The following is a 26,563-nucleotide window of genomic DNA, read 5'->3' on the forward strand; positions in this document are numbered from 1 at the left end:
GTCTCAACGCGGGTTTGCAGGGTGCAGCCGGTGGCCGCGCGGCACGGCCAGCAGGTGATGGCGGGCGGCATGCGCCAGGACGGCCTCGACATCCACGCTTAGCGGGCCTTGGTGGTCGAGGGTGATGGTGGGCGTGTCGTGCTCGGCGAATTCGATTTCGCGCTCGCCGTCCAGGGCCAGGGTGCCGCTGGCCAGGCTCAGGCGATGGGCGACGCCGGGCATCAGCGGGCCGCTGGCGGTGATGCCGCAGCCTTGCAGCAGGCCGGGCGCCAAGGGGGCGAGCAGCGCCTGTTCAGCCGCGGGGTTCAGGCGTACCCAGGCGCCGTGCGGGTCCTGGCGCGACACCGGGCACCACAGCCCGCACAAGGCTGACAGGCCAATGGCATGGGGCTCGGCGAAGCAGGCAAAGACTTCGCTCAAGTCTTCGCTGCGGCTGAGTGCACGGGCACCGATGAAGCGCTGGGGCGATACCGCCACTTCCACCAGGGCCCATTCGGCAAGCTGTTGCTCGGGCACCTTCACCAGCAGGCGCTTGTTGCGGCGCAGGCCGATGCTGGCCGGTACCTGGCCGCTGGCGAGCAGGCCGCCGGCCAGGCCCGCACTGGTAGCTTCACGCAGTTCGGGGAAGGCATTGTTGGTGCCGGTGGACAATGTCAGCAGCGGTACGTCGCCGGCCTGCGCAGCGACCGCCTTGTGGGTGCCGTCACCACCGAGCACGGCGATCATCGCCACGCCACGCTCGACCATGCGCCGGGTGGCCAGGCGGGTATCGGCAACAGTCTGGGTCAGCGGCAGGTCGAGTATTTCGATGGCCGGCCAGTGCTGGTCACGGGCGCCCGGGCCCTGGCTGGCCTTGAGCACGGCGGCGGCTATGCCGGTCATGTCGCTGGGCAGCAGCACCTGGCCGATACCGGTGGCGCCGAAAGCCGCCAGCAGGCGCTGGATCGCCGAGGCCTTGTCGGTGCTCGAATAGAGCCCGGCATTGGCAGTCAGGCGGCGCAGGTCGCGGCCAGAGGCAGGGTTGGCAATGATCCCGACGGTCGGGGCGGGTAGCGGCATGGCGCACCTCGTATTTTTGTTTGCAAGGGCAGGAGCAAGCGCGGTGCCAGCTTTTCATGGGGTGGCTGAAATGGCCGCGCCAGAGCGGTTTTGTTGCGTTCAAGCAAGTGCTCATTGCGATGCTGGCGAGACCCCGGGTGCCAGCGCGGGGCCTGGGTTGGCGAGACGCTGAGACGCAGCGTCTCAAGCCGGCCGGTAATCACACAGTGCTTGTCGGGGCATGCGCGGAAGCGCTTAATGGCCGGACAACGATAAAAACAGCAACGAGAACCGGAGGGCCTGAATGCTTGCCGCGAACTCCCGAGCCCATGTCGACTGCGTCAGCCGGGTGCTGAAGAACGCCGACCGCCTGCCACAGGCGCCGGTGCCAGCGCTGATCCTCGATTCATGGCGCCGTTCCATGGAGCTGTACCGCCTCGACCCCGGGTCCCAGCAGGGGCCGCGTATCCTGTCCCAAAGCCTGCTCAACGAATGCCGCGAACGCGCCGAGCTGTTTCTGCGCATCGCCAGCGATGCCGTGGCACGCCTGCACGAACGGGTGCGCGGCGCCGACTACTGCGTGCTGCTGACCGATGCCCAGGGGCGCACCATCGATTACCGGGTCGAATCGGCCATCCGCAATGACTGCCGCAAGGCCGGGCTGTACCTGGGCACCTGCTGGTCGGAGGGCGAGGAGGGCACCTGCGGTGTAGCGGCGGTGCTGACCAGCAAGGCCCCGGTCACGGTGCACAAGCGCGATCACTTCCGCGCAGCCTTCATCGGCCTGACCTGCACCGCGGCGCCGGTGTTCGACCCGCAGGGCGAGTTGCTGGGGGTGGTGGATGTGTCGGCCTTGCAGTCACCGGACGACCGCCGCAGCCAGCACCTGATCCGCCAGTTGGTCGAGCAGACTGCCCGTGAAATCGAAAACGCCTTCTTCATGCACAGTGCCCAAGGCCACTGGGTGATGCGCGCCCATGGCACACCGGGTTACGTCGAAAGCCAGCCCGACTACCTGCTGGCCTGGGATGCCGACGGCCGCTTGCAGGCCATCAACAGCCTGGCGCGGCGGCGGCTGGTGCAGCACCTGGGGCGCTTGCCTGAGCACATTGGTGAACTGTTCGACATGGGCCAGCTACGGCGCGTCAACACGTCGTCCGCCCAGCGCCTGCCGGGCCTGGGCGGGCTGTATGGCCGCGTCAGCGCCCCGCAGCAGCGGCAGCGCGTGCAGCCCTTGCATCAGGCCCAGGACGCCCGCATCGAGCAGCATTTGCGGCTGGCCACGCGGGTCAAGGACTGCAACCTGGCGGTGCTGGTACAAGGCGAAACCGGGGTCGGCAAAGAAGTGTTTGCCCGCCAGATTCACCAGCAAAGCCAGCGCCGCGACGGGCCATTTGTCACCCTGAACTGCGCCGCCATCCCGGAAAACCTGATCGAGAGCGAACTGTTTGGCTATGTAGCCGGGGCCTTTACCGGGGCTTCCAGCAAAGGCATGCAGGGGCTGTTGCAGCAGGCCGATGGCGGCACCCTGTTCCTTGACGAAATCGGCGACATGCCGCTGAACCTGCAAACCCGCCTGCTGCGCGTGCTGGCCGAAGGCGAAGTGGCGCCGTTGGGTGCTGCACGGCGCGAGCGCGTGGACATTCAGGTGATCTGCGCCACCCACCGCGACTTGGTGGCGATGGTGAAGGATGGGCGGTTTCGTGAGGATTTGTACTTCCGCCTGGCCAATGCCCGCTTCGAGCTGCCGCCCTTGCGTGAGCGCGAGGACCGCTTAGGGCTGATCCACCAGTTGCTGGCCGAAGAAGCCCAAGCCTGTGGGGTCGAGGTGGTGCTGGCCGATGATGCGCTGCAGGCGTTGCTGGTTTATCGCTGGCCGGGGAACCTGCGCCAACTGCGGCAGGTGTTGCGTTATGCCTGTGCGGTGAGTGAAGGCGGGCAGGTGCAGTTGCAGGATTTGCCGCAGGAGGTGCGGGGCGAGGCAGTCGTTTCGAGTGACAGTGGCGTATCGTGCCCGGCGCGGCAGTTGTTGCTGGATGCACTGATCCGCCATCGCTGGAAGCCGGCCGATGCGGCGCGAGCGTTGGGTATTTCGCGGGCTACCTTGTATCGGCGTGTGCACGAGCACCACATCGAGATGCCGCGGATGAAGGGGTAGGGGCCTGGGGCTGTGCCGCAGCCCAATCGCCGGCAAGCCAGCTCCCACCCCGATCGCATCGGCCTCAAGCCATGTGCAGTGCCTGTGGGGGCTGGCTTGCCGGCGATGAGGCCCCGGCAGGCAATAAAAAACCCCGGAACACGTCCGGGGTTTTGCTACATCACACTACTCGATCAGTCCTGGCTAGCCAGTTTGTGCTCGAGGTAGTGAATGTTCACGCCGCCTTTGCAGAAACCTTCATCACGCACCAGGTCGCGGTGCAGCGGGATGTTGGTCTTGATGCCGTCGACGACGATCTCGTCCAGGGCGTTGCGCATGCGCGCCATGGCTTCTTCGCGGTCCTTGCCGTAGGTGATCAGCTTGCCGATCAGCGAGTCGTAGTTCGGCGGAACCGAATAACCGCTGTACAGGTGCGAATCGACGCGTACGCCGTTGCCACCCGGGGCGTGGAAGTGCTTGACCTTGCCTGGGCTCGGGATGAACTTCTTCGGGTCTTCGGCGTTGATCCGGCACTCCAGCGAGTGGCCGCGGATCACCACGTCTTCCTGGCGGAACGACAGCTTATTGCCAGCGGCGATGCTCAGCATCTCCTTGACGATGTCGATACCGGTAACCATCTCCGACACCGGGTGCTCAACCTGTACGCGGGTGTTCATCTCGATGAAGTAGAAGCTGCCGTTCTCGTACAGGAACTCGAACGTACCGGCACCACGGTAGCCAATCTCGATGCACGCATCGACGCAACGCTTGAACACTTCCTGACGGGCTTTCTCGTCGATGCCCGGGGCTGGTGCTTCTTCCAGGACCTTCTGGTGACGGCGCTGCAGCGAGCAGTCGCGGTCGCCCAGGTGGATGGCGTTGCCCTGGCCGTCGGACAGTACCTGCACTTCCACGTGGCGTGGGTTGGTCAGGAACTTCTCCAGGTAGACCATCGGGTTGCCGAAGGCAGCACCGGCTTCGGTACGGGTGAGCTTGGCCGAGGAAATCAGGTCCTCTTCCTTGTGCACCACGCGCATGCCGCGACCACCACCGCCACCGGCGGCCTTGATGATCACCGGGTAGCCGACGTCACGGGCAATCGCCAGGGCGACTTCCTCGTCTTCCGGCAGCGGGCCATCGGAGCCCGGTACGGTCGGCACGCCCGACTTGATCATCGCGTCCTTGGCCGAAACCTTGTCGCCCATCAGGCGAATGGTGTCGGCTTTAGGGCCGATGAAGGCGAAACCGGATTTTTCGACCTGCTCGGCGAAGTCGGCGTTTTCTGCCAGGAAGCCGTAGCCCGGGTGAATCGCGGTGGCGCCGGTGACTTCGGCGGCAGCGATGATTGCCGGGATATGCAGGTAGGAATCCTTGGACGATGCAGGGCCGATGCAGACCGACTCGTCTGCCAGGCCCAGGTGCATCAGTTCACGGTCGGCGGTGGAGTGCACAGCGACGGTTTTGATGCCCAGCTCTTTGCAGGCACGCAGGATCCGCAGGGCAATTTCCCCACGGTTGGCGATCAGGACTTTTTCGAGCTTCCCAGACATCGTTGGCTCTCCGCGATTCAAACGACGGTGAACAGCGGCTGGTCGAACTCAACCGGCTGGCCGTCTTCTACCAGGATGGCGTCGATGACACCGCCAACATCGGCTTCGATGTGGTTCATCATCTTCATGGCTTCAACGATGCACAGGGTGTCGCCTTTCTTCACCGACTGGCCCACTTCTGCGAAGTTCGGCGAGGTCGGCGAAGGCTTGCGGTAGAAGGTACCTACCATTGGCGAGCGGATCACGGTGCCTTTCAGGGCCGGTGCAGCGGCTGCGGCTTCGGCGACTGGAGCAGCAGCGGCAACCGGAGCAGCAGCAGGGGCGGCAGCCATCGGCGCAGGTGCGTAGAACTGTTGGGCAGCTGGGGTCTTGCTGTGACGGCTGATACGGACCGACTCTTCGCCTTCCTTGATCTCCAGTTCGTCGATGCCAGACTCTTCCAGCAGCTCGATCAGTTTCTTGACTTTACGGATATCCATTAATCATCAACTCCCAAAGGTTCGGTCAGGGGGCGAAATACAAAAAACGTATCGATACGTTTCTCTCGAACCCCGGCCCACTTAGGCCAGGGTTTTCATCATTTGGGCTGTGCGTTGGCAGCCAGTTGTTCCAGCGCGGACTCCAGGGCCAGGCGATAACCGCTGGCGCCCAGGCCGCAGATCACCCCTACGGCAACATCGGAAAAGTAGGAGTGGTGACGGAACGGTTCGCGTTTGTGCACGTTGGACAGGTGCACTTCGATGAATGGGATGCTCACCGCAAGCAATGCGTCACGTAATGCGACGCTTGTGTGGGTGAAAGCAGCCGGATTGATCAGGATGAAGTCCACACCCTCGTTGCGTGCGGCGTGAATGCGGTCGATCAGTTCGTATTCGGCATTGCTCTGCAGGTATTGCAGATGGTGGCCCGCGGCGCGGGCACGTTGCTCCAGGTCCTGGTTGATCTGGGCCAGGGTCACGGCGCCGTAATGGCCAGGCTCGCGAGTACCGAGCAGGTTGAGGTTGGGGCCGTGGAGCACCAGTAGCGTTGCCATCTGCGGATTCCTTGGATTTGTAGGGCAATTCGACACAGCGCGGCGAGTGTGCCGTAAAGCGACGGCAAGTGTCCAGTTCCCGGCAATAGCCAGCACGATGTCCGAGATTCGCGCGAAGTATGTGACCAAATAATTAAATCCGGTCACCTATTACAGGATTTTTCCCGGCACGCGGGAAGTTATAGACCGACTTTGCCGCGAACGCGTGCCAGAATTTGCGCAAATTCACCGGCGTTTATCTCGCCAATCACCCGATCAGCGGTAATTTCGCTGCCGTTCGCGGCAAAGAACAATAGGGCGGGTGGGCCGAACAGCTGATAGCGGTCGAGCAGTTTGCGTTGCTCGGCATTGCTCTCGGTAATATCGAAACGCAGCAGCTTGAAGCCGGTCAGCTGGGTTTGCACCTGCGGCGCGTTGAGCACTTCATGCTCGATCACCTTGCAGCTGATGCACCAGTCGGCGTACCAGTCCAGCAGCACCGGCTGGCCGGCCGCCTTGGCCTGGGCCAGTGCGGCGTCCAGTGCGGTGGGGGTGGTGATGGTCTGCCAGGCATCTGCCTCTGCCGCCTGGCTGCTGCCGGCGGCCGCGAGGGTTGCAACGGGCAGCGGGCGAAGCGGGTCGCCTTGGCCGCTCAGGGCGCCGTACCAGCAGGCCAGAGCGTACACCAGCAAGGCCAGGCCGAGCAGTTGGGCCAGGCGCTGGCGTGCATCCTTGACGACGAATTCCAGGGCGCCCAGGAACAGTGCCACGCCAGCGGCGAGGAAGCCCACCAGCAGCAAGGTCGCAGGGCCCGGCAGCACGCGGCTGAGCAAGCCGATGGCCAGCCCCAGCAGCAATACACCGATGGCGTTTTTCACCGTGTTCATCCACGGGCCGCTTTTCGGCAGCCAGGCCGCGCCACCGGTGGCCACCAGCAACAGCGGGGCACCCATACCCAGGCCCAGGGCGAACAGCTTGAGCGCGCCGCCCAGGGCATCGCCGCTGGCGCTGATATACAGCAAGGCGCCAGCCAGGGGGGCTGACACACAAGGCGAAACCAGCAGGCTGGAGAGCACGCCCAGCACTGCCGCGCCCAGCAGCGAGCCACCCCGGGTATGGTTGGCGACGTTGTTCAGGCGGTTGCTCAGTGCCTGGGGCAGCTTCAGCTCGAACAGGCCGAACATGGCCAGGGCGAACAGCACGAAAAACAGCGCGAAGGGCACCAGCACCCAGGCCGACTGCAGGCGCGCCTGCAGGTTCAGGCCGGCGCCGAACAGGCCCATCAGCGCGCCGAGCGCCGCGAAACTGGCCGCCATCGGCAGCACGTAGGCCAGCGACAGCGACAGCCCGCGCAGGCCACCGACCTGGCCGCGCAGCACTACGCCCGACAGGATCGGCAGCATCGGCAGTACGCACGGGGTAAAGGTCAGGCCGACCCCGGCGAGGAAGAACAACAGCAGCGATTTCCAGTTCCAGCCGTGTTCGGCGGTTGCGGGGGCGTTGGCACCGCCTTCGCCATCGATGCTCAGGCGTGCGGTTTCGGGTGGGTAGCACAGGCCTTTGTCGGCACAGCCTTGGTAGCCCACCAGCAGGGTGAAGGCACGCGGGTCGGTGCGTGGCAGCTCGATGTCGAGCACGCCGTGGTACACCTCGACGTCGCCGAAGAATTCATCGTGCTTGGCCTCGCCTTTGGGGATGTCTGGCGTGCCCAGGGCGATGTCTGCCGGCTCGGTGTGGAACTGAAAGCGGTGGCGGTAGAGGTAGTAGCCCTCGGTGGCGACGAAGCGCAGCTTGACGGTTTGCGCATCGGCCTGGACCAGGCTGAGCTTGAAGGCTTCGTGCACCGGCAGGAAGTCGGCGTTGTTGGCCAGTGAAGCGGCGCCGAGGGTGGCGCTGGGGCGGTTGTCGAGCAGGCCCGTGGCGAAGGCAGGGCTGGCCAGCAGCAGGAACAGCAGGAAAAACAGGCGGCGCATGGCGGACTCGCGAGGTGGAACGTGCCGGGCATGATAGCGGAGTTGGTGCGGGTTGGGGCTATGCAGGCGGTGGGGGCGACACATGGCCGCTGGATCATGTGTCGCCTGTGCCGGCCTTTAGCGATCACTGTGGGAGCGGGCAAGCCCGCGAAGCAGGCGGCGCGATGGATGGCACCGGCTGCGCCGGTGATCGCGGGCATGCCCGCTCCCACAGTTATCACGCATGCTTCCTTAAACCCTGAATGCTCGCACCGCCCGGTTCAGCTCACCGCCCAGGCTCAGCAACTGCTCGCCTTGCTCGCGCCCTTCACCTATGCGCTGCAGGTTATCTTCGCCCAGCTCGTGAATCCGCTCGCTGTGGTCACGAATTTCACTCACCGCGCCACTCTGCTGCGCCGTGACATCGGCAATGCGCACCGCTGTCTCGGAAATGGTGCGAATGGCACAGACAATCTCGTCCAGCGCGCCATCCGCCGCCTGAGCCTGGCTGGCCGTGGCCTCGGCATGCTCCAGCTGCGCACGCATGCCCGCCACCGAGCCTTTCGCCGCTTGCTGCAGGCGGTCGATCAGTGCGTGAATCTCGCCGGTAGCCCCCGTGGTGCGCTGCGCCAGCGAACGCACTTCATCGGCTACCACGGCAAAGCCACGGCCCATTTCACCTGCTCGGGCCGCCTCGATCGCGGCATTCAGCGCCAGCAGGTTGGTCTGTTCGGCAATCGAGCGGATCACCGTCAGCACTCCGCCGATGGTCGCCGATTCTTCCGCCAATTGCTCGATCATGCGGGCGTTGCCTTGCACCTCATCGACCAGCTCGCGCAAGCCCGACAGGCTCTGGCCAATGACCGCCTGGCCCTGTTCCACTGCGCGCCCGGCATCGCGGCTGGCATCGGCAGCGGCGCTGGCATCGCCCGCCACTTGCTGAATGGTCGCTTCCAGCTCACCCAGGGCATCGCGGATCTGCCCGGTATCGCCCGCCTGGCGCTCGGCGCCGTCGTGCAGGGCGGCGCTCATGCCAGCCAGGGCGTGGCTGCTGCCAGCCACCTGCTCGGCGTTGTGGCGGATGGTGCCAACCAGCTCCACCAGGTACTGGCGCAGGCGGTTGAGCGACGCCTGGATATCGTGCAGTTCGCGGTTGGTCTTGCCCAGGGAGATGGCCTGGGCAAAGTCGCCCTCGGCCCAGCGCGACAGGGCCGGAGCCAGGCCGGTCAGGGTATGTGCCAGGCGCCGCTGCAAGGTGTCGATCAACAGAGCGATCAGCAGGATCAGGCCGATCATCAGGCCCTGGATGATGCGCACCTCGGCAGCGATTTGTGCATGCTGGCCGCGTACCTCGGGTTCCAGCGCGGCGATGGCTTGCTGTACCGCCTCCAGGCGTTGCTGGGTGGTGGCGGCCAGGGATGTGCGGCGTTCGATCTGTTCGCGGGTGCGTTGCAGTTCGGCGGGGTAGCGGCTGAGCAGGCTCTGCAATTCACGCTTCAGGCCCACGGCAATGTCTTCCAGCTGGGCGCTGGCCTGGGTTTCCAGGCCCATCATGGCGGCAAAGTCGTCGGCACCGGATTCGGCTGTGCGGGTCACGCCCAGCAACGGCAAGTTGTCGATGGCCTGCGCCTGGGTGCGGATCAGTTGCAGTTCACGTTCTACTTCGTCGGCCAGCTCCGGGCGGCCGCTGCTGACCAGCTTGTCCCTTGCCAGCGACAGGCGCCCGAGGTGCACGCTGGCGTCGAGCAAGGGCAACAGGTAGCGGTTGGCGTCGGCGCTGCCGCTGTCGCGGGCGTAGCCGGCCAGTTGTTCGAAGTTGGCCCCCAGTTCTCGCTCGGCCTGCAGCAGCAGGGCTTGCGGATCGCCGGCCAGTTTACCGGCGGCCAGCAGCTCGTTGGCGGTGAAGGCCTGCAGGCTGTCGAGGCTGGGGCGCAGCTTGCCGGCCAGTTCTGTGGGCCACTCGCTCAGGCTTGCCTGCAACTGCTGGTTGGCCTCCATGGCGGCGGCATGGCGCAGGGCATCACCATTGCCCAGGTAAGCCTGGATGTTACGTGCTGTCTGGTTCTGGAACTGCTGGGACAGGCCCAGGTAGCGCTCCATCATCTGGTAGGGGCGTTCCAGGGCACGCTGCGACCACCACAGGGTGACGCCCAAGGCGAGACACACCGTTACCAGCAACAGGGTGTTGAAATTGGTCAGCCACTTCAGGCGCATAGCCGCGAACTTCCGCGCAGGGGAGAGGTAGGCGCCTGAAGTTATTGCGATTCTGTGACGGGGTGATGACGACAGGGCTTGGCGCCAGAAAAAAGTGGCACAGTGCTTTCATTTATTTCACCTGTTCCGGCCTCTTCGCGGGTAAACCCGCGAAGAGGCCGGAACAGGTAAATCTGTTTCAAGGCTCTACACGCACTACGCAATTACGCCCCGCATGCTTGGCCCGGTACAGCGCCTCGTCAGCCGCACTGGCCATGGTCAGTGCATCCAGCACCTCATCCAGCTGCACCACCCCGGCACTGAAGGTGCACTGCAGATCCTGCGGCTGCGCCGGGTAGAGGATTTCTGCAAAGCGCCGGCGAATCTCGTCCAGCACCTTGTGCGCCGCGTCCAGCGCGGTGTTGGGCATGACAATGGCGAACTCTTCACCGCCATAGCGGCCGATGAAGTCGGTCTTGCGCAAGCGTTGCTTGAGGAACAGCGCAAGGCTCTTGATCACCCGGTCGCCCATGGGGTGGCCGTGGCGGTCGTTGATCTTCTTGAAATGGTCGATGTCGAGCATGGCAAAGCTCAACGGCTGCTGCTCCCGGCGGGCGCGGAAGCTGCAGTCTTCCAGCAGTTGCAGGATGTGGGTGTGGTTGTACAGCCCGGTGAGGCTGTCGCGCACCATGCGCGCCTTTAGGTGCCGGGCGCGGGCGGCACGGTTGCGCACGGTGGTGATCAGGTGGCGGGAGCGAAACGGCTTGGTCAAAAAATCATCACCGCCTTCGCTCATGGCATCCAGCTGCTTATCCAGGTCGTCCTCGGCAGACAGGTAGATGATCGGCACGCTCACATAGCGGTCGCTGTGGCGGATCACCTTGGCCAGTTCCGGGCCGGTGCAAGCAGGCATGTACAGGTCGAGGATGATCAGGTCGGGCTGGAAGTCGGCAAGCTCGGCCATGGTGCGGATGGGGTCGGTCAGGCTGCGGGTGACCATGCCGGCGCTGGCCAGCACGCGCTCGGTGTGCAGCGCCTGGGTGCGCGAGTCGTCGATGATCAGCACGCGCAGCGGGTCGTGCGGGGTGGCGTTGGTCAGCAGTTCGACCTTTTCCAGCAGGCTGGACGCTTCCAGGCTACCGGTAAGAAAGTCCTGGCCACCCGCGCGCACGGCGGCAAGGCGGGTCGGGGTGTCGGCTTCGTGGTGGCTGAAGAACAGCAGCGGAACAGGTAGCGCCAGCCCCTGCTGCACCTTGGCGGCCAGCAGCAGGCCTTGGCCGGCACCGGTGAAGTCGACATCCATGATGATGGCTGAAGGCGGGTATTCGTTGATCGAGGCGAGAAACGCCACCGCGCTGGGCAGCGCTTGCACCACCAGTCCAAAGAACTCCAGTTGCTGGGCCAGGCGCTGGGCACGCTCATGGTCCTGCAGCAGGATGTACACCGGCTTGCGCAGGGGCGGCAGCAGCAGCTGGTCGAGCGGGTCGTCCTTGCGCAGGCCGCTACGCGTCACCTGTTGGGTGGGGCACTGCGGGCTCGGCTCAACTGCTTGGCTCATGTCCTGGCTACTTATAGGTTGGGATGTGCAGGGGCAATGATGGCTCTATGCTAGCAGCTCTTTGCAAATCCGGGACTGCCCTGTATCAACAAAGCGGCCAGAACGAATATTCAGTTACTGACTGATTGGTCGCTTATGCGTACGGTGGTGTCTGCTTTATAGTGCTGCCATGCGGGCTTGCCGTGGCACCCTGGCGCAGGCCTGTGGTCCAAGCCCTAGAACCGTCGTGACTGATTAAGGACAAAGCCATGCTGGACTGGAAAAACCGCGAGGCCAAAGCCGAGCCCCGTGAGCGTGTCGACGGCCGCGGCACTGCCGCCCGTAGCTACCTTGGCGGCCTGTGGAGCCGTGCCCTGGGGACCCTGATCGGGTTGTACCTGCTGGTGTGCATCGGCCTGGGTTGGTACTGGAGCCAGGAGCCGGAGCTGTTCCCGGTGCAGCAGAATGCCCAGTCTGCCGCTGAGCGCGGTGGCCAGCAGATGGTGGTGGGCTACACCACCATCGAAACCCTCAAGACCGTGGCTGGTACCTTGCTGAACAAGCCAGGCGGCTACATCTCCAATGACCGCTTCCCGCCAGGGCTGTGGATGGACAACATGCCGAGCTGGGAATATGGCGTGCTGGTCCAGGTACGCGATCTGTCCCGCGCCCTGCGCAAGGACTTCGCCCGCTCGCAGTCGCAGTCCACCGAAGACGCCGACCTGGCCAAGGCCGAGCCGCGCTTCAACTTCGACAACAAGAGCTGGATCCTGCCGTCGAGCGAGTCGGAGTTCGAAGAGGGCATCAAGTCGCTGAGCCGTTACCAGACCCGTCTGGCTGCCGGCGACAAGGGCGCGATCTTCTACACCCGCGCCGACAACCTGAACAACTGGCTGGGTGACGTGGCCACTCGCCTGGGCTCGCTGTCGCAGCGCCTGTCGGCCAGCGTTGGCCGGGTCAAGCTCAACACCACGCTGAAGACCGAGTCGGTCGTTGCCGGCCAGGCGCCGCAGGTGGACGAGGAGCTGGTGGAAACCCCATGGCTGCAGATCGACAACGTGTTCTACGAAGCCCGCGGCCAGGCCTGGGCGCTGTCGCACCTGCTGCGTGCCATCGAGGTGGACTTCGCCGACGTGTTGGCTAAGAAGAATGCCACCGTCAGCGTGCGTCAGATCATCCGTGAACTGGAGGCCTCGCAAGAGCCGCTGTGGAGCCCGATGGTGCTTAACGGCAGTGGCTTCGGCATGTGGGCCAACCACTCGCTGGTCATGGCCAACTACATTTCGCGGGCCAACGCTGCCGTGATCGACCTGCGTCAGCTGCTGTCGCAGGGTTGAGAATGGCCATCAGCCCGAACGAGGCCGCCCACCGGGCGGCCTCCGACCGCGAACTGGTCAGCTGGGTGGACGAGGCCGATCAGGTGCTGGGGGCACTGCCCCGCGCCGAATTGCGCGAGCGTGGCCTGATCGGCCGTTGCACCTTCATTCTGCTGTTCAACAGTGCCGGTGAGTTGTGTGTGCACCGGCGTACCCTGAGCAAGGCGCTGTACCCGGGGTACTGGGATGTGGCGGCGGGTGGCATGGTGACGGCCGGGGAGGGTTACGCTGACTCGGCGGCGCGTGAGCTGGCCGAGGAACTGGGAATTGAAGGGGTTGAATTACGCTTTCACGAACGGTTCTATTTCGACCAGCCCGACAACCGGCTGTGGTGTGCGGTGTATTCGGCGGTGTCCGATGCGCCGTTGCGCCTGCAGCCGGAAGAGGTGATCGAGGCGCGGTTCATTGGCTTGGAGCAGGCTGAGCAAGAGAGCCTGAGCAAACCGTATTGCCCGGACTCATTGGCGGCGTTGCAGCGCTACAAGCTCAGCTTGAAATAAAGCAGGGGGGCCGATCCGCCACACAAGGCCGCTCCTACAAGAGCTCGCGTCCCCCGGCCTTGCGCGCTCCCCTGTAGGAGCGGCCTTGTGTCGCGATCGGGCTGCAAAGCAGCCCCAGTACGCCAAGGGTCGCAAAACATTCGTAAAATGCCGCAATCCTGTACTTAGCAACAGCCGGATTTATCGTTACACTGCGCGCCCTTTTCGGGCTGTCGCAGGATCTTGCGGCAGTAGCGCCGCCCCTGCCAGAGTGGGGCTTCGCGGTCGGCCTCAACCCCAAGGCACGACCAGTTTTTGTCCTCAGCACAGAGGAACAAAAGTGGCCAAGAAAGCTTCTTCCTTTTCCGCCCTTGGCGGTCTCGTTTACTCCACCGACGCCGGTCGGCACTGCCCCGACTGTGGCCAGCCGGTGGATGCCTGCAGCTGCAAGCAGCAAATCATCCCCGAAGGCGACGGCATTGCCCGTGTGCGTCGTGAGAGCAAAGGCCGTGGCGGCAAGACCGTGACCACCGTCACCGGTGTGCCGCTGCCGCCCGACCAGCTCAAAGACCTGGCGACCACGCTCAAGCGCCGCTGCGGTACTGGCGGCGCCCTCAAGGACGGGGTTATCGAGATCCAGGGCGACCATGTCGAGCTGTTGATCGGCGAGCTGACCAAACAGGGTTTCAAGGCGAAAAAGTCCGGCGGCTGAGGCCGTCGCGCGATTTTTTGCCCAGCGCTTTCTAAACTCGTTCCTGTGCTCAGGGTCTATGCCTGAGCACGGATGAATCGTCATTTACAGCTTTTACACTCGCTCCGCTGCCTGCGGGGCAGTGTCTTCGACTTATCTATAGGGGACTTGAATGTCCGTACGACGCACACGCAAAGACGATGGTAGCCAGTGGACCGTGGCCGACAGCCGCAGTGTTTATGGCATCCGCCATTGGGGCGCTGGCTATTTCGCCATCAATGAAGCCGGGCGCGTCGAAGTGCGCCCCAACGGCCCCGACAGCGCGCCGATCGACCTGTACGAGCAGGTTGACGAATTGCGCCAGAGCGGCCTCTCGCTGCCCTTGCTGGTGCGCTTCCCCGACATTCTGCAGGACCGCGTACGCCAGCTGACCGGTGCGTTCGATGCCAATATCGCGCGCCTGGAGTACCAGAGCCAGTACACCGCGCTGTACCCGATCAAGGTCAACCAGCAGGAAGCGGTGGTGGAAAACATCATCGCCACGCAAAACGTCTCCATTGGCCTGGAAGCCGGCTCCAAGCCCGAGCTGCTGGCCGTGCTGGCGCTGGCGCCGAAGGGCGGTACCATCGTCTGCAACGGCTACAAGGACCGTGAGTTCATTCGCCTGGCGCTGATGGGCCAGAAGCTTGGCCACAACGTGTTCATCGTCATCGAGAAAGAGTCGGAAGTGGCTCTGGTGATCGACGAGGCCGCCGAGCTCAAGGTGAAGCCGCAGGTCGGCCTGCGCGTGCGCCTGTCGTCGCTGGCGTCCAGCAAATGGGCCGACACCGGTGGCGAGAAGTCCAAGTTCGGGTTGTCGGCTGCCCAGCTGATTTCGGTGGTACAGCGCTTCCGCGATGCCGGCCTGGACCAGGGCATCCGCCTGCTGCACTTCCACATGGGCTCGCAGATTGCCAACCTGGCCGACTACCAGCACGGCTTCAAGGAAGCCATCCGTTACTACGGCGAACTGCGTGCGTTGGGCCTGCCGGTCGACCACATCGACGTTGGCGGCGGCCTGGGCGTGGACTACGACGGCACCCACTCGCGCAATGCCAGCTCGATCAACTACGACATGGACGACTACGCCGGCGTGGTGGTGGGCATGCTCAAGGAGTTCTGCGACGCGCAGGGCCTGCCGCACCCGCACATCTTCTCCGAGAGTGGCCGCTCGCTGACCGCGCACCACGCCATGCTGGTGATCCAGGTCACCGACGTCGAGAAGCACAACGACGACGTGCCCACCATCGAGAACAAGGAAGCCCTGCCCGAGACGGTGCAGTGGCTGGCCGACCTGCTTGGCCCGACCGACATCGAGATGGTGACCGAGACTTACTGGCGCGCCACCCACTACATGGGGGACGTGGCCGCGCAGTACGCCGATGGCAAGATCAGCCTGAGCGAGAAGGCCTTGGCCGAGCAGTGCTACTTTGCCGTGTGCCGCCGCCTGCATAACTCGCTGAAAGCCCGCCAGCGCTCGCACCGCCAGGTGCTGGACGAGCTGAACGACAAGCTGGCCGACAAGTACATCTGCAACTTCTCGGTGTTCCAGAGCCTGCCGGACACCTGGGCCATTGGCCAGGTGCTGCCGATCATCCCGCTGCACCGCCTGGACGAAGAGCCGCTGCGCCGCGCCGTACTGCAGGACCTGACCTGCGATTCGGACGGCAAGATCAACCAGTACGTCGACGAGCAGAGCATCGAGACCAGCATGCCGGTGCATGCGCTGAAGGACGGCGAGGACTACCTGCTGGGCGTGTTCCTGGTGGGTGCCTACCAGGAAATCCTGGGTGACATGCACAACCTGTTCGGTGACACCGACTCGGTGAACATCTACCAGAACGCCGACGGCAGCGTGTACCACGCCGGTATCGAGACCCACGACACCATCGAAGACATGCTGCGCTACGTACACCTGTCGCCGGAGGAGTTGATGACCCACTACCGCGACAAGGTGGCCAGCGCCAAGATCACTGCGCGCGAGCGCACCCAGTTCCTCGATGCGCTGCGCCTGGGGCTGACTCGCTCGTCTTACTTGTCTTCGTGACCGGCAGCCGGGCTAGGGTGCGACAGCCTTGACCATGGCCCGGCCGATCTCGGCGATTGCAGCGTTGCGCTGCTCCAAGGAAGCGGTGGTTTCGGTGAGATAGATGGCGGCGACAATGGGGGCCCGCTGGGGTGGCCACATCACCGCCACGATGCCTCGTGTGCCAAAGCCGCCGCTGCCGGTCTTGTCGGCGATCTGCCAATCGTCAGGGATACCGGCACGCAGCAGCGGGCCGCCTACCTCATTGCTCAGCAACCATTCTTTCAATTGCTGCTTCTGCCCCTCCTTCAGTGCCGAACCCAGCAGCAGCGACTGCATCGTCGTTGCCATCGCCCGTGGTGTGGTTGTGTCACGCTTGTCGCGGGGTAGGCCCTCGTTCAAGCTCGGTTCATTGCGATCCGATCGTGTCGTCTGATCACCGATCTCTTTCAGGAATGTGTTCACGGTCTCGGGGCCGCCCAGGACCTCAAGTACACCATTGGCAGCTGCGTTGTCGCTGGTTTTCAGAGTGGCGGCGCAAAGGTCCGAGGCTGCTACCTGTTTGCCCACCATGCCTTGCGTCACAGGGGAATGAGGCAGGATGTCTTTCTGCTGAACCCGCCAGGGCTTTTTAAGCGCCGCTTGGCCCTGGTGCAACAAGGCCGAGCACACCAGCAACTTCACGGTGCTCGCCATCGGGAAGCGCTCATCGGCCCGATGCTGCCACCAGCGGCCTGTGCCAGTATCGTGGATCGCATAGCCTACCCGGGCGGCGAGCTTTTGCTCCTCGAGCACTGCCGCTTCCAGGACAGTATCGTGTGCCGCGCTCAAGTTGGATGAGGTCGCAACGACGGCAGCTATCGCCCCTGCTTTGATCGACAGCCCGATTTTAATTAGTGGCATGGCCTTTCCCTGTTAATTGAGGCTGTGAAACCTAATAGGCCAGTGCCGCTGTGTAAGCAGGATGCGGAGTTAAGTGTTGTAGGCAATTTAACTTTTAGCTGTAGGCAATATCTCTTGGTCAGCCGGTAAGGTCTGTGAAAGCCTACTCGAGCCATTTTCCTTGCCGGTACAAGCGCAGGCCTGTTCGTCCCAATGTCACTGCTCGCAGTGCCATGAAACACAGGAGTGAAAGCCACAATCCGTGGTTGCCGAAGCCGTCCGATAGCCAGCCCAAGGGCAGTGCGATCAGCACCGACAGCAACATTGCATTGCGCATCTCCCGCGCCCGTGTCGCACCGATGAACAGCCCGTCGAGCAGGTAACTCCACACCGCAATCAACGGCAGCAGCGCCAGGTACGGCAGGTACGGATAGGCCGCCGCGCGCACGCTGTCGATGTCGGTCTGCAGGTCGATGAACAAGTGCCCGCCCAGCAGGAACGCCCCGGCAAACACCAGGCTGATGATCAGCGACCAACCGCAGGCCACCACCAGCGAGCGGCGCAGGGTGTCGCGGTCGCGCGCGCCGATGGCATGGCCGCACAGGGCCTCCACCGCATGCGCCAGGCCGTCGAGGGCGTAGGCAGTCAGCAGCAGGCCATTGAGCAACAGCGCATTGGCCGCCACCGTGTTTTCACCCAGGCGCGCGCCCTGCACGGTGATCAACAAGAACACCAACTGCAGCGCCAGGCTGCGCAGGAAGATGTCGCGGTTCACCGCCAGTAACGGCCGCCAGGCCTGCCAGCGCTTGAGTGCCGCCCAGGCGATATGACCGGGGTAGGCGCGCAGGGCAGGGCGGGTGAGGGCCAGGCCGAGCAGCGCCGCAGCCCACTCGGCGATTACCGATGCCCGCGCCGAGCCCAGCACCCCCCAGTCCAGGCCCAGTACAAACCAGAGGTTGAGCGCAATGTTCAGCAGGTTGGTGGTCAGCAGTATGGCGAGCGGCGCACGGGCATTCTGGGTGCCGAGGAACCAGCCGACTAGCGCGTAGCTGGCCAGTGCTGCAGGCAGGCCAAGCAGGCGCGTGTGAAAGAAGTCTTCGGTGGATTGCTGCAGGGCTGCGCTGGGTTGCATCGCATGAAGTGCAAGCTGGCTGAAAGGCAGAGCCAGCAGGCCGATCACAACAGCGAAACCGACTGCCAGCAGCAGCCCTTGTACCAGCACCTGGCGCAACGCCGCCCCGTCGCCACGGCCAGCAGCCTGGGCGGCGAAGCCGGTAGACCCCATGCGCAGGAAGCCCATCAGGCCGACCATGAAGGTGAACAGCGTGGCGCCCACCGCCACGGCGCCCAACTGGTGGGCGTGGGGGAGGTGGCCGATGACCGTGCTGTCGACCAGCGCCACTAGCGGCACGGAGATGTTGGACAGGATCATCGGCGCGGCCAGCGCCCAGACCTTGTGGTGGGTAGGGCGGTGGCGCCAGTCGGCAGAGAGTTGGGACATTTGCATTCCATGAGACTTGGGGCCGCTGTGCGCCCCTTCGCGGGCTTGTCCGCTCCCACAGGAAAGTGTTGCTCTTGCGGACGGCGCCAAACCTGTGGGAGCGGGCAAGCCCGCGAAGGGTCGCACAGCGGCCCCCTTTAACAAATGCCACAGTGTAACGGCCAGGCAACCATTTAGCGCGACCATGGTCTCACTTGCCGCGCAACGCCCGGGTGCTGCACCTGACGTTGAGCTATAGTTGCTGCCCTCACGTACACGCTGCCTAAGAGTTCCTACTCCATGTTCAACAAAGGATTGTTGCTGGCCTGCGCGCTGGCTTTGCTCAGTGCCTGTGACTCTTCGACGCCGGACAAACCGGCGCCGGTCGAGAAACCCGTAGCTACAGCGCCCGTCGAAACCCAGGCGCCCAAGCGCGAAGACCCGGCTGTGCTCGCCAAGCGTTACGAGGGCCGCGAGCTTTCGGTGCTGGATGTTTCGGAAGTGCAGCTCGATGGCGCAGCAACGCTGTCGATCAGCTTCTCAGCACCGCTGGATGCCAAGCAGGACTTCGCCACCAAGGTGCACTTGGTCGATACCGTCAAGGGTAAGCTCGATGGCGCCTGGGAACTCTCCGACAACCAGATGGAGCTGCGCCTGCGCCACCTGGAGCCGCAGCGCAAACTGGTGCTGACCGTCGACAAAGGCCTGCTGGCGGTGAACGGCAAGCAGCTCGATAGCGAGTCGGTGACCCGCCTGGAAACCCGCGACATGCAGCCGACCATCGGCTTCGCCAGCCGCGGCTCGCTGTTGCCCACCCGCCTGGCCGAGGGCCTGCCGGTGATTGCCCTGAACGTCGACAAGGTCGATGTCGAGTTCTTCCGGGTAAAACCGGAGATGCTGTCGACCTTCCTGGTCAACTGGGGGCGCAACAGCAGCCTGTACTACTACCAGTCCAAGGAAACCCTGGCCTTGGCAGACCTGGTCTACAGCGGCCGCTTCGACCTCAACCCGGCCCGCAACACGCGCGAAACGGTGCTGCTGCCGATCGCCGGGATCAAGCCGTTGCAAGAGCCGGGCGTGTACCTGGCGGTGATGCGTGCCTCGGGCACCTATGACTACTCGCAGCCAGCGACCCTGTTCACCCTCAGCGACATCGGCGTGTCGGCGCACCGCTACCGTGACCGCCTCGACGTGTTCGCCCAGGCGCTGGAAGGCGGCAAGGCGCTGAACGGCGTCAACCTCGAAATCCATGACGAGAAGGGCAAGCTGCTCGCCCAGGCCAGCACCGATGGCAAGGGCCACGCCCAGCTGCCGATCACGCCCAAGGCCGATACCCTGATCGCCACCCAAGGTGTGCACACCACCCTGCTGCGCCTGAACACCGCCGCCCTGGACCTGGCCGAATTCGACATCACCGGCCCCCAGGCCAACCCGTTGCAGTTTTTCATCTTCGGCCCGCGTGACCTGTACCGCCCAGGCGAAACCGTGCTGCTCAACGGCCTGCTGCGCGACCAGGACGGCAAGCCGGTCAAAGCCCAGCCGGTGAGCGTGGAAGTGCGTCGCCCGGATGAACAGGTAAGCCGCAAGTTCGTCTGGGAAGCCGACAGCAATGGTTTGTACCAATACCAGTTGCAACTGGCCACCGAGGCCCCGACTGGCCGTTGGCAACTGCTGCTCGACCTGGGCGGCGGGCGCAAGCAGGTGTATGAATTTCTGGTCGAAGACTTCCTGCCCGAGCGCCTGGCGCTGGAGCTGAAGGGCAGCAGCACGCCGCTGTCGCCGGAGGAGGATGCGCGCATTCAGGTCAATGGCCGTTATCTGTATGGCGCCCCGGCTGCCGGTAATCGCCTGAGTGGCCAGGCCTATGTGCGTCCCCTTCGCGAGGCGGTGCCTGCGCTGCCGGGCTACCAGTTTGGCTCGGTCACCGAAACCGAGCTGAACCAGGACCTGGAGCTGGACGAGGTTACCCTCGACCAGGCTGGCAAGGCGGTGGTCGATATCGAAAGCCGCTGGGCCGAAGCCCGCTCGCCGCTGCAACTGACCGTGCAGGCCAGCCTGCAGGAGTCCGGTGGCCGGCCGATTACCCGGCGCCTGGAGCAACCGATCTGGCCTGCCGAGCGCCTGCCGGGCCTGCGTGGCCTGTTTGACGGCGAAGAAACCGACAGTGACGGGCCGGTCGAGTTCGAGTTCCTGGTAGCCGACCGCGATGGCAACAAGCTGGCGGCCAACGACCTCAAGGTGCGGTTGATCCGGGAGCGCCGTGACTACTACTGGAACTACTCGCAGAGCGACGGCTGGAGCTACGCCTACAACGAGAAATTCCTGACCCAGAACGAAGAGACAGTCAGCGTCAAGGCGGGCTCCACTGCCAAGCTGAGTTTCCAGGTTGAATGGGGCCCGTACCGCGTCGAGGTGGAAGACCCGCAGACCGGCCTGGTGTCCAGCGAGCGCTTCTGGGCCGGCTACCGCGCCCAGGACAACGCCGAAGGCGGTGCCGTGCGCCCCGATCAGGTCAAGCTGGCACTGGACAAACCGTCCTACGCCGACGGCGCCACGGCCAAGGTCACCGTCACCCCGCCTGCCGCTGGCAGCGGCTACCTGATGATTGAATCCAGCGATGGCCCGTTGTGGTGGCAGGAGATCGAAGTGCCCGCCGAGGGCAAGACCTTCGATGTGCAACTGGACAAAGCCTGGGCCCGCCACGACCTGTACATCAGCGCGCTGGTGATCCGCCCGGGTGAGCGCAAGGCCAACGCCACGCCCAAGCGTTCGGTAGGCGTGCTGCACATGCCACTGGACCGCGCCGAGCGCAAGTTGGCGGTGAGCCTGCAGGCGCCGGAGAAAATGCGCCCGAAACAGCCGCTGACCGTGAAGGTCAAGGCCGCGAATGCTGATGGCAGCGTGCCCAAGCAGGTGCATGTGCTGTTGTCGGCGGTGGATGTGGGCATCCTCAACATTACCGATTTCAAAACCCCCGACCCGTTTGCCAGCCTGTTCGGTCGCAAGGCCTATGGCGCCGACCAACTGGACATCTACGGCCAGCTGATCGAAGCCGGGCAGGGCCGCCTGGCCAGCCTGGCGTTTGGTGGTGATGCGGCGATGGCCAAGGGCGGCAAGCGCCCTAACACCACGGTCACCATCGTCGCCCAGCAGAGCCTGCCGGTGACCCTGGACGACAAGGGTGAGGGCCAGGCCACGGTCGACATCCCCGACTTCAACGGCGAACTGCGGCTGATGGCCCAGGCCTGGACTGAAGAACACTTCGGCATGGCCGAAGGCAAGACTGTGGTCGCCGCGCCGCTGATTGCCGAGCTTTCGGCCCCGCGCTTCCTGGCCGGAGGCGACCGCACCAGCCTGGCACTGGACTTGGCCAACCTGTCGGGCCGCGCCCAGCAACTGAACGTTGAAGTCACCACCGAAGGGCAGCTGAGCCTGGCAGCCAGCGCCGTGCAGAACGTTGCCCTGGCCGAAGGCCAGCGCTCGACGCTGATGATTCCGGTGCAGGCCCAGGGCGGCCTGGGGCAGGGCAAGGTGCATGTGCGCGTGACCGGCCTGGCGCTGCCGAACGAGCCGACCACTGCGTTCGAACGTGAGTGGACGCTGGGCGTGCGCCCGGCCTACCCGGCAATGCTCAAGCACTACCGCGTGGCCTTGAAGGATCAGCCATGGACCCTGCCCGAAGCAGACCTGGCCGCGTTCGAACCCGCTGGCCTGGAGGCCAGCCTGGCCTTGTCGAGCCGGCCGCCGTTGAACCTGGCCGAGCAGATCCGTGCGCTGGAGGCTTACCCTTACGGTTGCCTGGAGCAAACCACCAGCGGCTTGTATCCGTCGCTGTACGCCGATGCCGACAGCCTCAAGCGCCTGGGCATCAAGGGCGAGCCTGCAGATGTGCGCAAGCGCAAGATTGAAATGGGGATCGAGCACCTGCTGGGTATGCAGCGCTATAACGGCAGCTTTGGCCTGTGGAGTGCGGACAGCGAAGAAGAGTACTGGCTGACCGCCTACGTTACCGACTTCCTGTTGCGTGCCCGAGACCAGGGTTATGGCGTGCCGGCCGAAGCGCTGAAGAAGGCCAGCGAGCGCCTGCTGCGTTACTTGCAGGAGCGCAACCTGATCGAAGTCGACTACAGCGAAAACGCCGACCACACCCGCTTTGCCGTGCAGGCCTACGCAGCTTTGGTGCTTTCGCGCAGCCAGCAGGCGCCGTTGGGCGCGCTGCGTGGCCTGTTCGAGCGCCGCGCCGATGCCCGCTCCGGCTTGCCGTTGGTGCAACTGGCGGTGGCGCTGGACAAGATGGGCGACAAACCGCGTGCCGAGCAAGCCTTGCAGGCGGGCTTGGGTATCAGCCGTGGCAAAGGCTGGATGGCCGATTACGGCAGCGCCCTGCGTGACCAGGCATTGATCCTGGCGCTGCTGCAGGAAAGCAACCTGGCCAGCAGCCAGGTCGACCAGCGTTTGTTCGCCTTGTCGGATGAACTGGCGGCCAACCGCTGGCTGTCGACCCAGGAGCGCAATGCACTGTTCCTGGCCGGCCGTGGCCTGCTGGGCAAGCCGGAAGGCAAGTGGCAGGCACGCCTGGACAGTGCGGGCGAGGTCCGCGAGTTCAACAATGCCGAGGCCGGCATGAAGCTGGAAGGCCCGTTGCTGGCCTCGCCACTTAGCGTGCAGAACGAAGGCAGCGAGACGCTGTACCAGCAACTGACCTTGTCCGGTTACCCACGCCAGGCGCCTGCGGCCAGCGGCAACGGTATGCAGATTCGTCGTGAGTACCTGGGCATGAACGGCCAGCCGCTGGACCTGCATAACCTGCGCAGTGGCGACCTGGTGTTGGTGCACCTGGCGCTCAAGGCTGAAGACCGTGTGCCGGATGCGCTGGTGGTAGACCTGCTACCGGCAGGCCTGGAGCTGGAAAACCAGAACCTGGCGCAAAGCGCCGCCAGCCTGGACAACGCCAGCAGCGCCGTGAAGGAATGGCGCGAGTCGATGCAGAACGCCAGCGTGGTGCATCAGGAGTACCGTGATGACCGTTATGTTGCCGCGCTCAAGCTCGACAGCTACGGCACCACCCACCTGCTGTACCTGGCGCGGGCGGTGACCCCTGGCACTTACCGCGTGCCGCCGCCGCAGGTCGAGTCGATGTACCGGCCGAACCTGCAGGCTGTGGGGGATGGGCAAGGTGAAATGACCGTAAAAGCCCGCTGAGGCGACGCGGTCTGCCGTAGGAGCGGCCTCGTGTCGCGATCGGGCCGCAAAGCGGCCCCAAAACCTGAACGCGCGGAGCAACTGTTATACCGCGCCGCCAGGTTTTGCGGCCGCTGCGCGCCCGATCGCGACGCAAGGCCGCTCCTACAGGAATGGCGCAGTGCCTAGTGAATCACCCAGCTCATCACCCACAACCCCAGCACCAGCCAGATGATCCCGAGGATGATCGAGGCGCGCATGAACGCGCGGATTGCCGAGTACAGCAGCATCAGGCCGATGATCACGGCCAGGATGCTGATCAGCGAGGTGTCCGTGCCCAGGGTGCGCGCCAGGCCATCGATGAAATTGCCACCGGCATTGGCCAGCAGGTTGAACAGCCCGCTCAATGCGTCGACGATGAAGCGGATCACAGACCCCAGTGCCTGGCCCAGCCACTCGAAAAAACCTTCTACATGCATAGTTGCTTCCTGATGAACGAATTGGCGAGGTTGCCGTTCCCAAGCATTTGGCCATTACCTGGCCAGGTCGGTTCCCGATGCCAAGCTTAGCGCGTGCGGGCAGACTGTTGCGCGCCACGCTGGTTGGCCTGCTGCTGCTGTGCGGCCTGTTGTGGCTGGCTGACCGCCTGTGGCCGCTGCCGCTGCCCGGCGACGACCTGGCCCGGGTAGTGCTGGCCGAGGACGGCACGCCCTTGTGGCGCTTCGCCGATGCCGAAGGTGTGTGGCGCTACCCGGTCAGCCCGGACCAGGTTTCGCCGTTGTACCTGCAGGCCTTGCTGACCTACGAGGACCGCTGGTTCTACCACCACCCCGGGGTCAACCCGTTGGCCCTGGCACGTGCGGCCTGGCTGAACCTGCGGGGTGGGCGCGTGGTGTCGGGCGGCAGCACGCTGTCGATGCAGGTGGCACGGCTGCTAGACCCGCATGACCGCACCCTGGCCGGCAAGCTGCGCCAGCTGTGGCGTACGGCGCAGTTGGAGTGGCACCTGTCCAAGCGCGAGATCCTGCAGATCTACCTGGACCGCGCGCCCTTCGGCGGCACCTTGCAGGGCGTGGCCGCCGCCAGCTGGGCGTACTTGGGCAAATCGCCGATGCACCTGACCCCGGCCGAGGCCGCGCTGCTGGCGGTGCTGCCCCAGGCACCCAGCCGGCTGCGCCCGGATCGCCACCCCGAGCGCGCCCAGCGCGCCCGCGACAAGGTGCTGCAGCGCCTGGCCGAATACCAGGTGTGGCCTGCGCAGCAAATACGCGAGGCAGCCGAAGAGCCGCTGGTGCTGGCACCACGCCAGGAGCCAGCCTTGGCACCTTTGCTCGCCCGGCGCCTGAACAGCGCCGACAGCCCACCACTGATCCGCACCACGCTGGATGCAGCGTTGCAGCGGCGCCTTGAAGACTTGCTGCTGGGCTGGCGCGCGCGGCTACCGGAGCGCACCTCTGCCGCCATCCTGGTGGTCGAGGCGCAGAGCATGGCGGTGCGCGCCTACCTGGGTTCGATTGAGCTGGCCGACGCGCGCCGCTTCGGGCATGTCGACATGGTGCGCTCGCTGCGCTCGCCCGGCTCCACCCTCAAACCGTTCCTTTACGGCATGGCGCTGGACGATGGCCTGATCCATTCCGAATCGTTGTTGCAGGATGTGCCGCGCCGCTATGGCGACTACCGCCCCGGCAACTTCTCCATGGGCTTCAGTGGGCCGGTGTCGGCCAGCTCGGCGCTGGCCCTGTCACTCAACCTGCCGGCAGTGCAGTTGCTAGAGGCCTACGGCCCGAAACGCTTTGCCGCGCAACTGCGCATGGCGGGCGTGCCACTGGCTTTGCCGCCCTTGGCCGAACCCAACCTGTCGCTGATCCTGGGCGGTGCCGGCAGCCGGCTGGAAGACCTGGTGGGTGGCTACGCGGCGCTGGCGCGGGGTGGCAACAGTGCGCGGGTGCGCTTGCAACCGCAGGACCCGCTGGTGGAGCGGCGGTTGCTGTCACCAGGGGCGGCGTGGATCATCCGGCGCATCCTCAGTGGCCAGGCGCGCCCCGACCGCGACCCGCATGCCGAACTGGTACAGCGCCCGCAACTGGCCTGGAAAACGGGCACCAGCTATGGCTTTCGCGATGCCTGGTCGATTGGTGTGGGCCCGCGCTACCTGATTGGCGTGTGGATCGGCCGCCCCGATGGTACGCCGGTACCCGGCCAGTTCGGCCTGGCCTCGGCGGCGCCGTTGATGCTGCAGGTGCACGACCTGCTGAGCAACCGCGACAGCCAGCGTGGCATCAGCGTACCGGTGGAGCGGGTGCCGGCGAATGTTGGTGTGGCGGCGATCTGCTGGCCGCTGGGCCAGCTGATGAGCAAACAGGACCCCAACTGCCGACGCCAGCGTTTCGCCTGGACCCTGGACGGCACCACGCCACCGACGCTGCAAGCCGCCGACCAGCCGCTGGGCCTGGGCTTGCGCGAAAGCGTGTGGGTCAACGACCACGGGCTGCGTGTAGATGGCGGCTGCCCAAGCGCCAAGACCCGCGACATCGTCTTGTGGCCGGCCCCGCTGGAACCTTGGCTGCCCCGCGTGGAGCGGCGCGCGGCGCGGCTGCCGGCCATCGACCCGGCCTGCCCGCCGCAGGTGCCGGCCAGCGCGCCGCCGCTGTCGATCGTGGGCGTGCGCCCGGGTGACAACCTGCGGCGCCCGGCTACCAGCAGCGAGCCGTTGCAACTGCATGTATCGGCCCTGGGCGGTGGTGGGCGGCGCTGGTGGTTCCTCAATGGCCAGCCACTGGGCGAGACACAAGGGCAGGACAGCCTGTTGGTGCGCTTGCCGCAGGCCGGGCAGGCCGAGCTCAGTGCGCTGGATGAAAGCGGCGAGACGGCGAGGGTGGCGTTCCAGGTCAGCGAGTAGGCGTTCGACGGCAGCCGGGCCAGCACCTACGCTTGCAAGTGACGGGTGTGACCGGCTGGTGCCCCGCAACCCATGGGAACATGGAGCGCCC

Annotated in this window: 17 protein-coding genes; 7 read left to right on the forward strand and 10 right to left on the reverse strand. The window is 64.9% G+C overall.

The window, feature by feature from the left end; translation table 11 throughout:
- Positions 1–3: 3 nt before the first annotated feature.
- On the reverse strand, positions 4–1,059 hold the full coding sequence (locus JOY50_RS23115; protein ID WP_132846781.1) for an ATP-NAD kinase family protein: 1,056 nt from the start codon (positions 1,057–1,059) through the stop codon (positions 4–6).
- 283 nt (positions 1,060–1,342) lie between these two features.
- Between JOY50_RS23115 and JOY50_RS23120 the strand changes: the two genes are divergently transcribed.
- Positions 1,343–3,196, forward strand: coding sequence for a sigma-54-dependent Fis family transcriptional regulator (locus JOY50_RS23120; RefSeq protein WP_132846782.1), 1,854 nt, complete (start codon positions 1,343–1,345; stop codon positions 3,194–3,196).
- Between the two features lie 173 nt (positions 3,197–3,369).
- Here the strand turns inward: JOY50_RS23120 and accC are convergent, their stop codons facing one another.
- From accC to JOY50_RS23150, 6 genes are all read right to left on the reverse strand, one after another.
- Positions 3,370–4,725 carry an acetyl-CoA carboxylase biotin carboxylase subunit gene (accC, locus tag JOY50_RS23125; protein WP_132846783.1) on the reverse strand — a complete coding sequence of 452 codons (1,356 nt, stop codon included), beginning with the start codon at positions 4,723–4,725 and terminating at the stop codon, positions 3,370–3,372.
- A 17-nt stretch (positions 4,726–4,742) separates the two neighbouring features.
- Entirely contained in the window at positions 4,743–5,204 is a 462-nt protein-coding gene (accB, locus tag JOY50_RS23130; RefSeq protein ID WP_016497855.1) for an acetyl-CoA carboxylase biotin carboxyl carrier protein, read from the reverse strand.
- Between the two features lie 98 nt (positions 5,205–5,302).
- Complete coding sequence (aroQ, locus tag JOY50_RS23135) at positions 5,303–5,758, reverse strand: type II 3-dehydroquinate dehydratase (protein WP_003255330.1); 456 nt, start codon at positions 5,756–5,758, stop codon at positions 5,303–5,305.
- Positions 5,759–5,937: 179 nt separating this feature from the next.
- Positions 5,938–7,710: a protein-disulfide reductase DsbD gene (locus JOY50_RS23140; RefSeq protein WP_132846785.1), complete on the reverse strand. Its 1,773-nt coding sequence runs from the start codon at positions 7,708–7,710 to the stop codon at positions 5,938–5,940.
- A gap of 231 nt (positions 7,711–7,941) precedes the next feature.
- Complete coding sequence (locus JOY50_RS23145; protein ID WP_243055916.1) at positions 7,942–9,903, reverse strand: methyl-accepting chemotaxis protein; 1,962 nt, start codon at positions 9,901–9,903, stop codon at positions 7,942–7,944.
- Between the two features lie 178 nt (positions 9,904–10,081).
- On the reverse strand, positions 10,082–11,440 hold the full coding sequence (locus JOY50_RS23150) for a diguanylate cyclase (protein ID WP_132846983.1): 1,359 nt from the start codon (positions 11,438–11,440) through the stop codon (positions 10,082–10,084).
- A gap of 248 nt (positions 11,441–11,688) precedes the next feature.
- Here JOY50_RS23150 and JOY50_RS23155 point away from each other — a divergent pair, with 248 nt between their 5' ends.
- From JOY50_RS23155 to speA, 4 genes are all read left to right on the forward strand, one after another.
- Positions 11,689–12,756, forward strand: coding sequence for a DUF2333 family protein (locus tag JOY50_RS23155; RefSeq protein WP_243055918.1), 1,068 nt, complete (start codon positions 11,689–11,691; stop codon positions 12,754–12,756).
- Positions 12,757–12,758: 2 nt separating this feature from the next.
- A complete protein-coding gene (locus tag JOY50_RS23160; RefSeq protein ID WP_138737171.1) occupies positions 12,759–13,295 on the forward strand; it encodes an NUDIX hydrolase in 537 nt (178 codons plus the stop codon).
- Positions 13,296–13,614: 319 nt separating this feature from the next.
- Positions 13,615–13,986, forward strand: coding sequence for a translation initiation factor Sui1 (locus tag JOY50_RS23165; RefSeq protein WP_016497861.1), 372 nt, complete (start codon positions 13,615–13,617; stop codon positions 13,984–13,986).
- A 151-nt stretch (positions 13,987–14,137) separates the two neighbouring features.
- A complete protein-coding gene (gene speA, locus JOY50_RS23170) occupies positions 14,138–16,051 on the forward strand; it encodes an arginine decarboxylase (RefSeq protein ID WP_132846985.1) in 1,914 nt (637 codons plus the stop codon).
- A gap of 12 nt (positions 16,052–16,063) precedes the next feature.
- Here speA and bla read toward each other — a convergent pair whose 3' ends face one another.
- Together bla and JOY50_RS23180 are read right to left on the reverse strand one after the other, a co-directional pair.
- A complete protein-coding gene (bla, locus tag JOY50_RS23175) occupies positions 16,064–16,933 on the reverse strand; it encodes a class A beta-lactamase (RefSeq protein ID WP_132846986.1) in 870 nt (289 codons plus the stop codon).
- A 142-nt stretch (positions 16,934–17,075) separates the two neighbouring features.
- Positions 17,076–18,413: an MATE family efflux transporter gene (locus JOY50_RS23180; RefSeq protein WP_132846987.1), complete on the reverse strand. Its 1,338-nt coding sequence runs from the start codon at positions 18,411–18,413 to the stop codon at positions 17,076–17,078.
- A 279-nt stretch (positions 18,414–18,692) separates the two neighbouring features.
- On the opposite strand from JOY50_RS23180, the gene JOY50_RS23185 reads away from it, so the two are divergent.
- Positions 18,693–23,594, forward strand: coding sequence for an alpha-2-macroglobulin (locus JOY50_RS23185; protein ID WP_243055919.1), 4,902 nt, complete (start codon positions 18,693–18,695; stop codon positions 23,592–23,594).
- A 164-nt stretch (positions 23,595–23,758) separates the two neighbouring features.
- On the opposite strand, the gene JOY50_RS23190 is transcribed toward JOY50_RS23185, so the two are convergent.
- Positions 23,759–24,052 (reverse strand): hypothetical protein, encoded by a 294-nt coding sequence (locus JOY50_RS23190; RefSeq protein ID WP_016497866.1) that lies wholly within the window; start codon positions 24,050–24,052, stop codon positions 23,759–23,761.
- Positions 24,053–24,129: 77 nt separating this feature from the next.
- Between JOY50_RS23190 and pbpC the strand changes: the two genes are divergently transcribed.
- A complete protein-coding gene (pbpC, locus tag JOY50_RS23195; RefSeq protein WP_132846989.1) occupies positions 24,130–26,472 on the forward strand; it encodes a peptidoglycan glycosyltransferase PbpC in 2,343 nt (780 codons plus the stop codon).
- Positions 26,473–26,563: the final 91 nt, after the last annotated feature.

Origin of the sequence: Pseudomonas sp. BP01 (assembly GCF_022760795.1) — a bacterium.
Taxonomy (GTDB): Bacteria; Pseudomonadota; Gammaproteobacteria; order Pseudomonadales; family Pseudomonadaceae; genus Aquipseudomonas; species Aquipseudomonas putida_Q.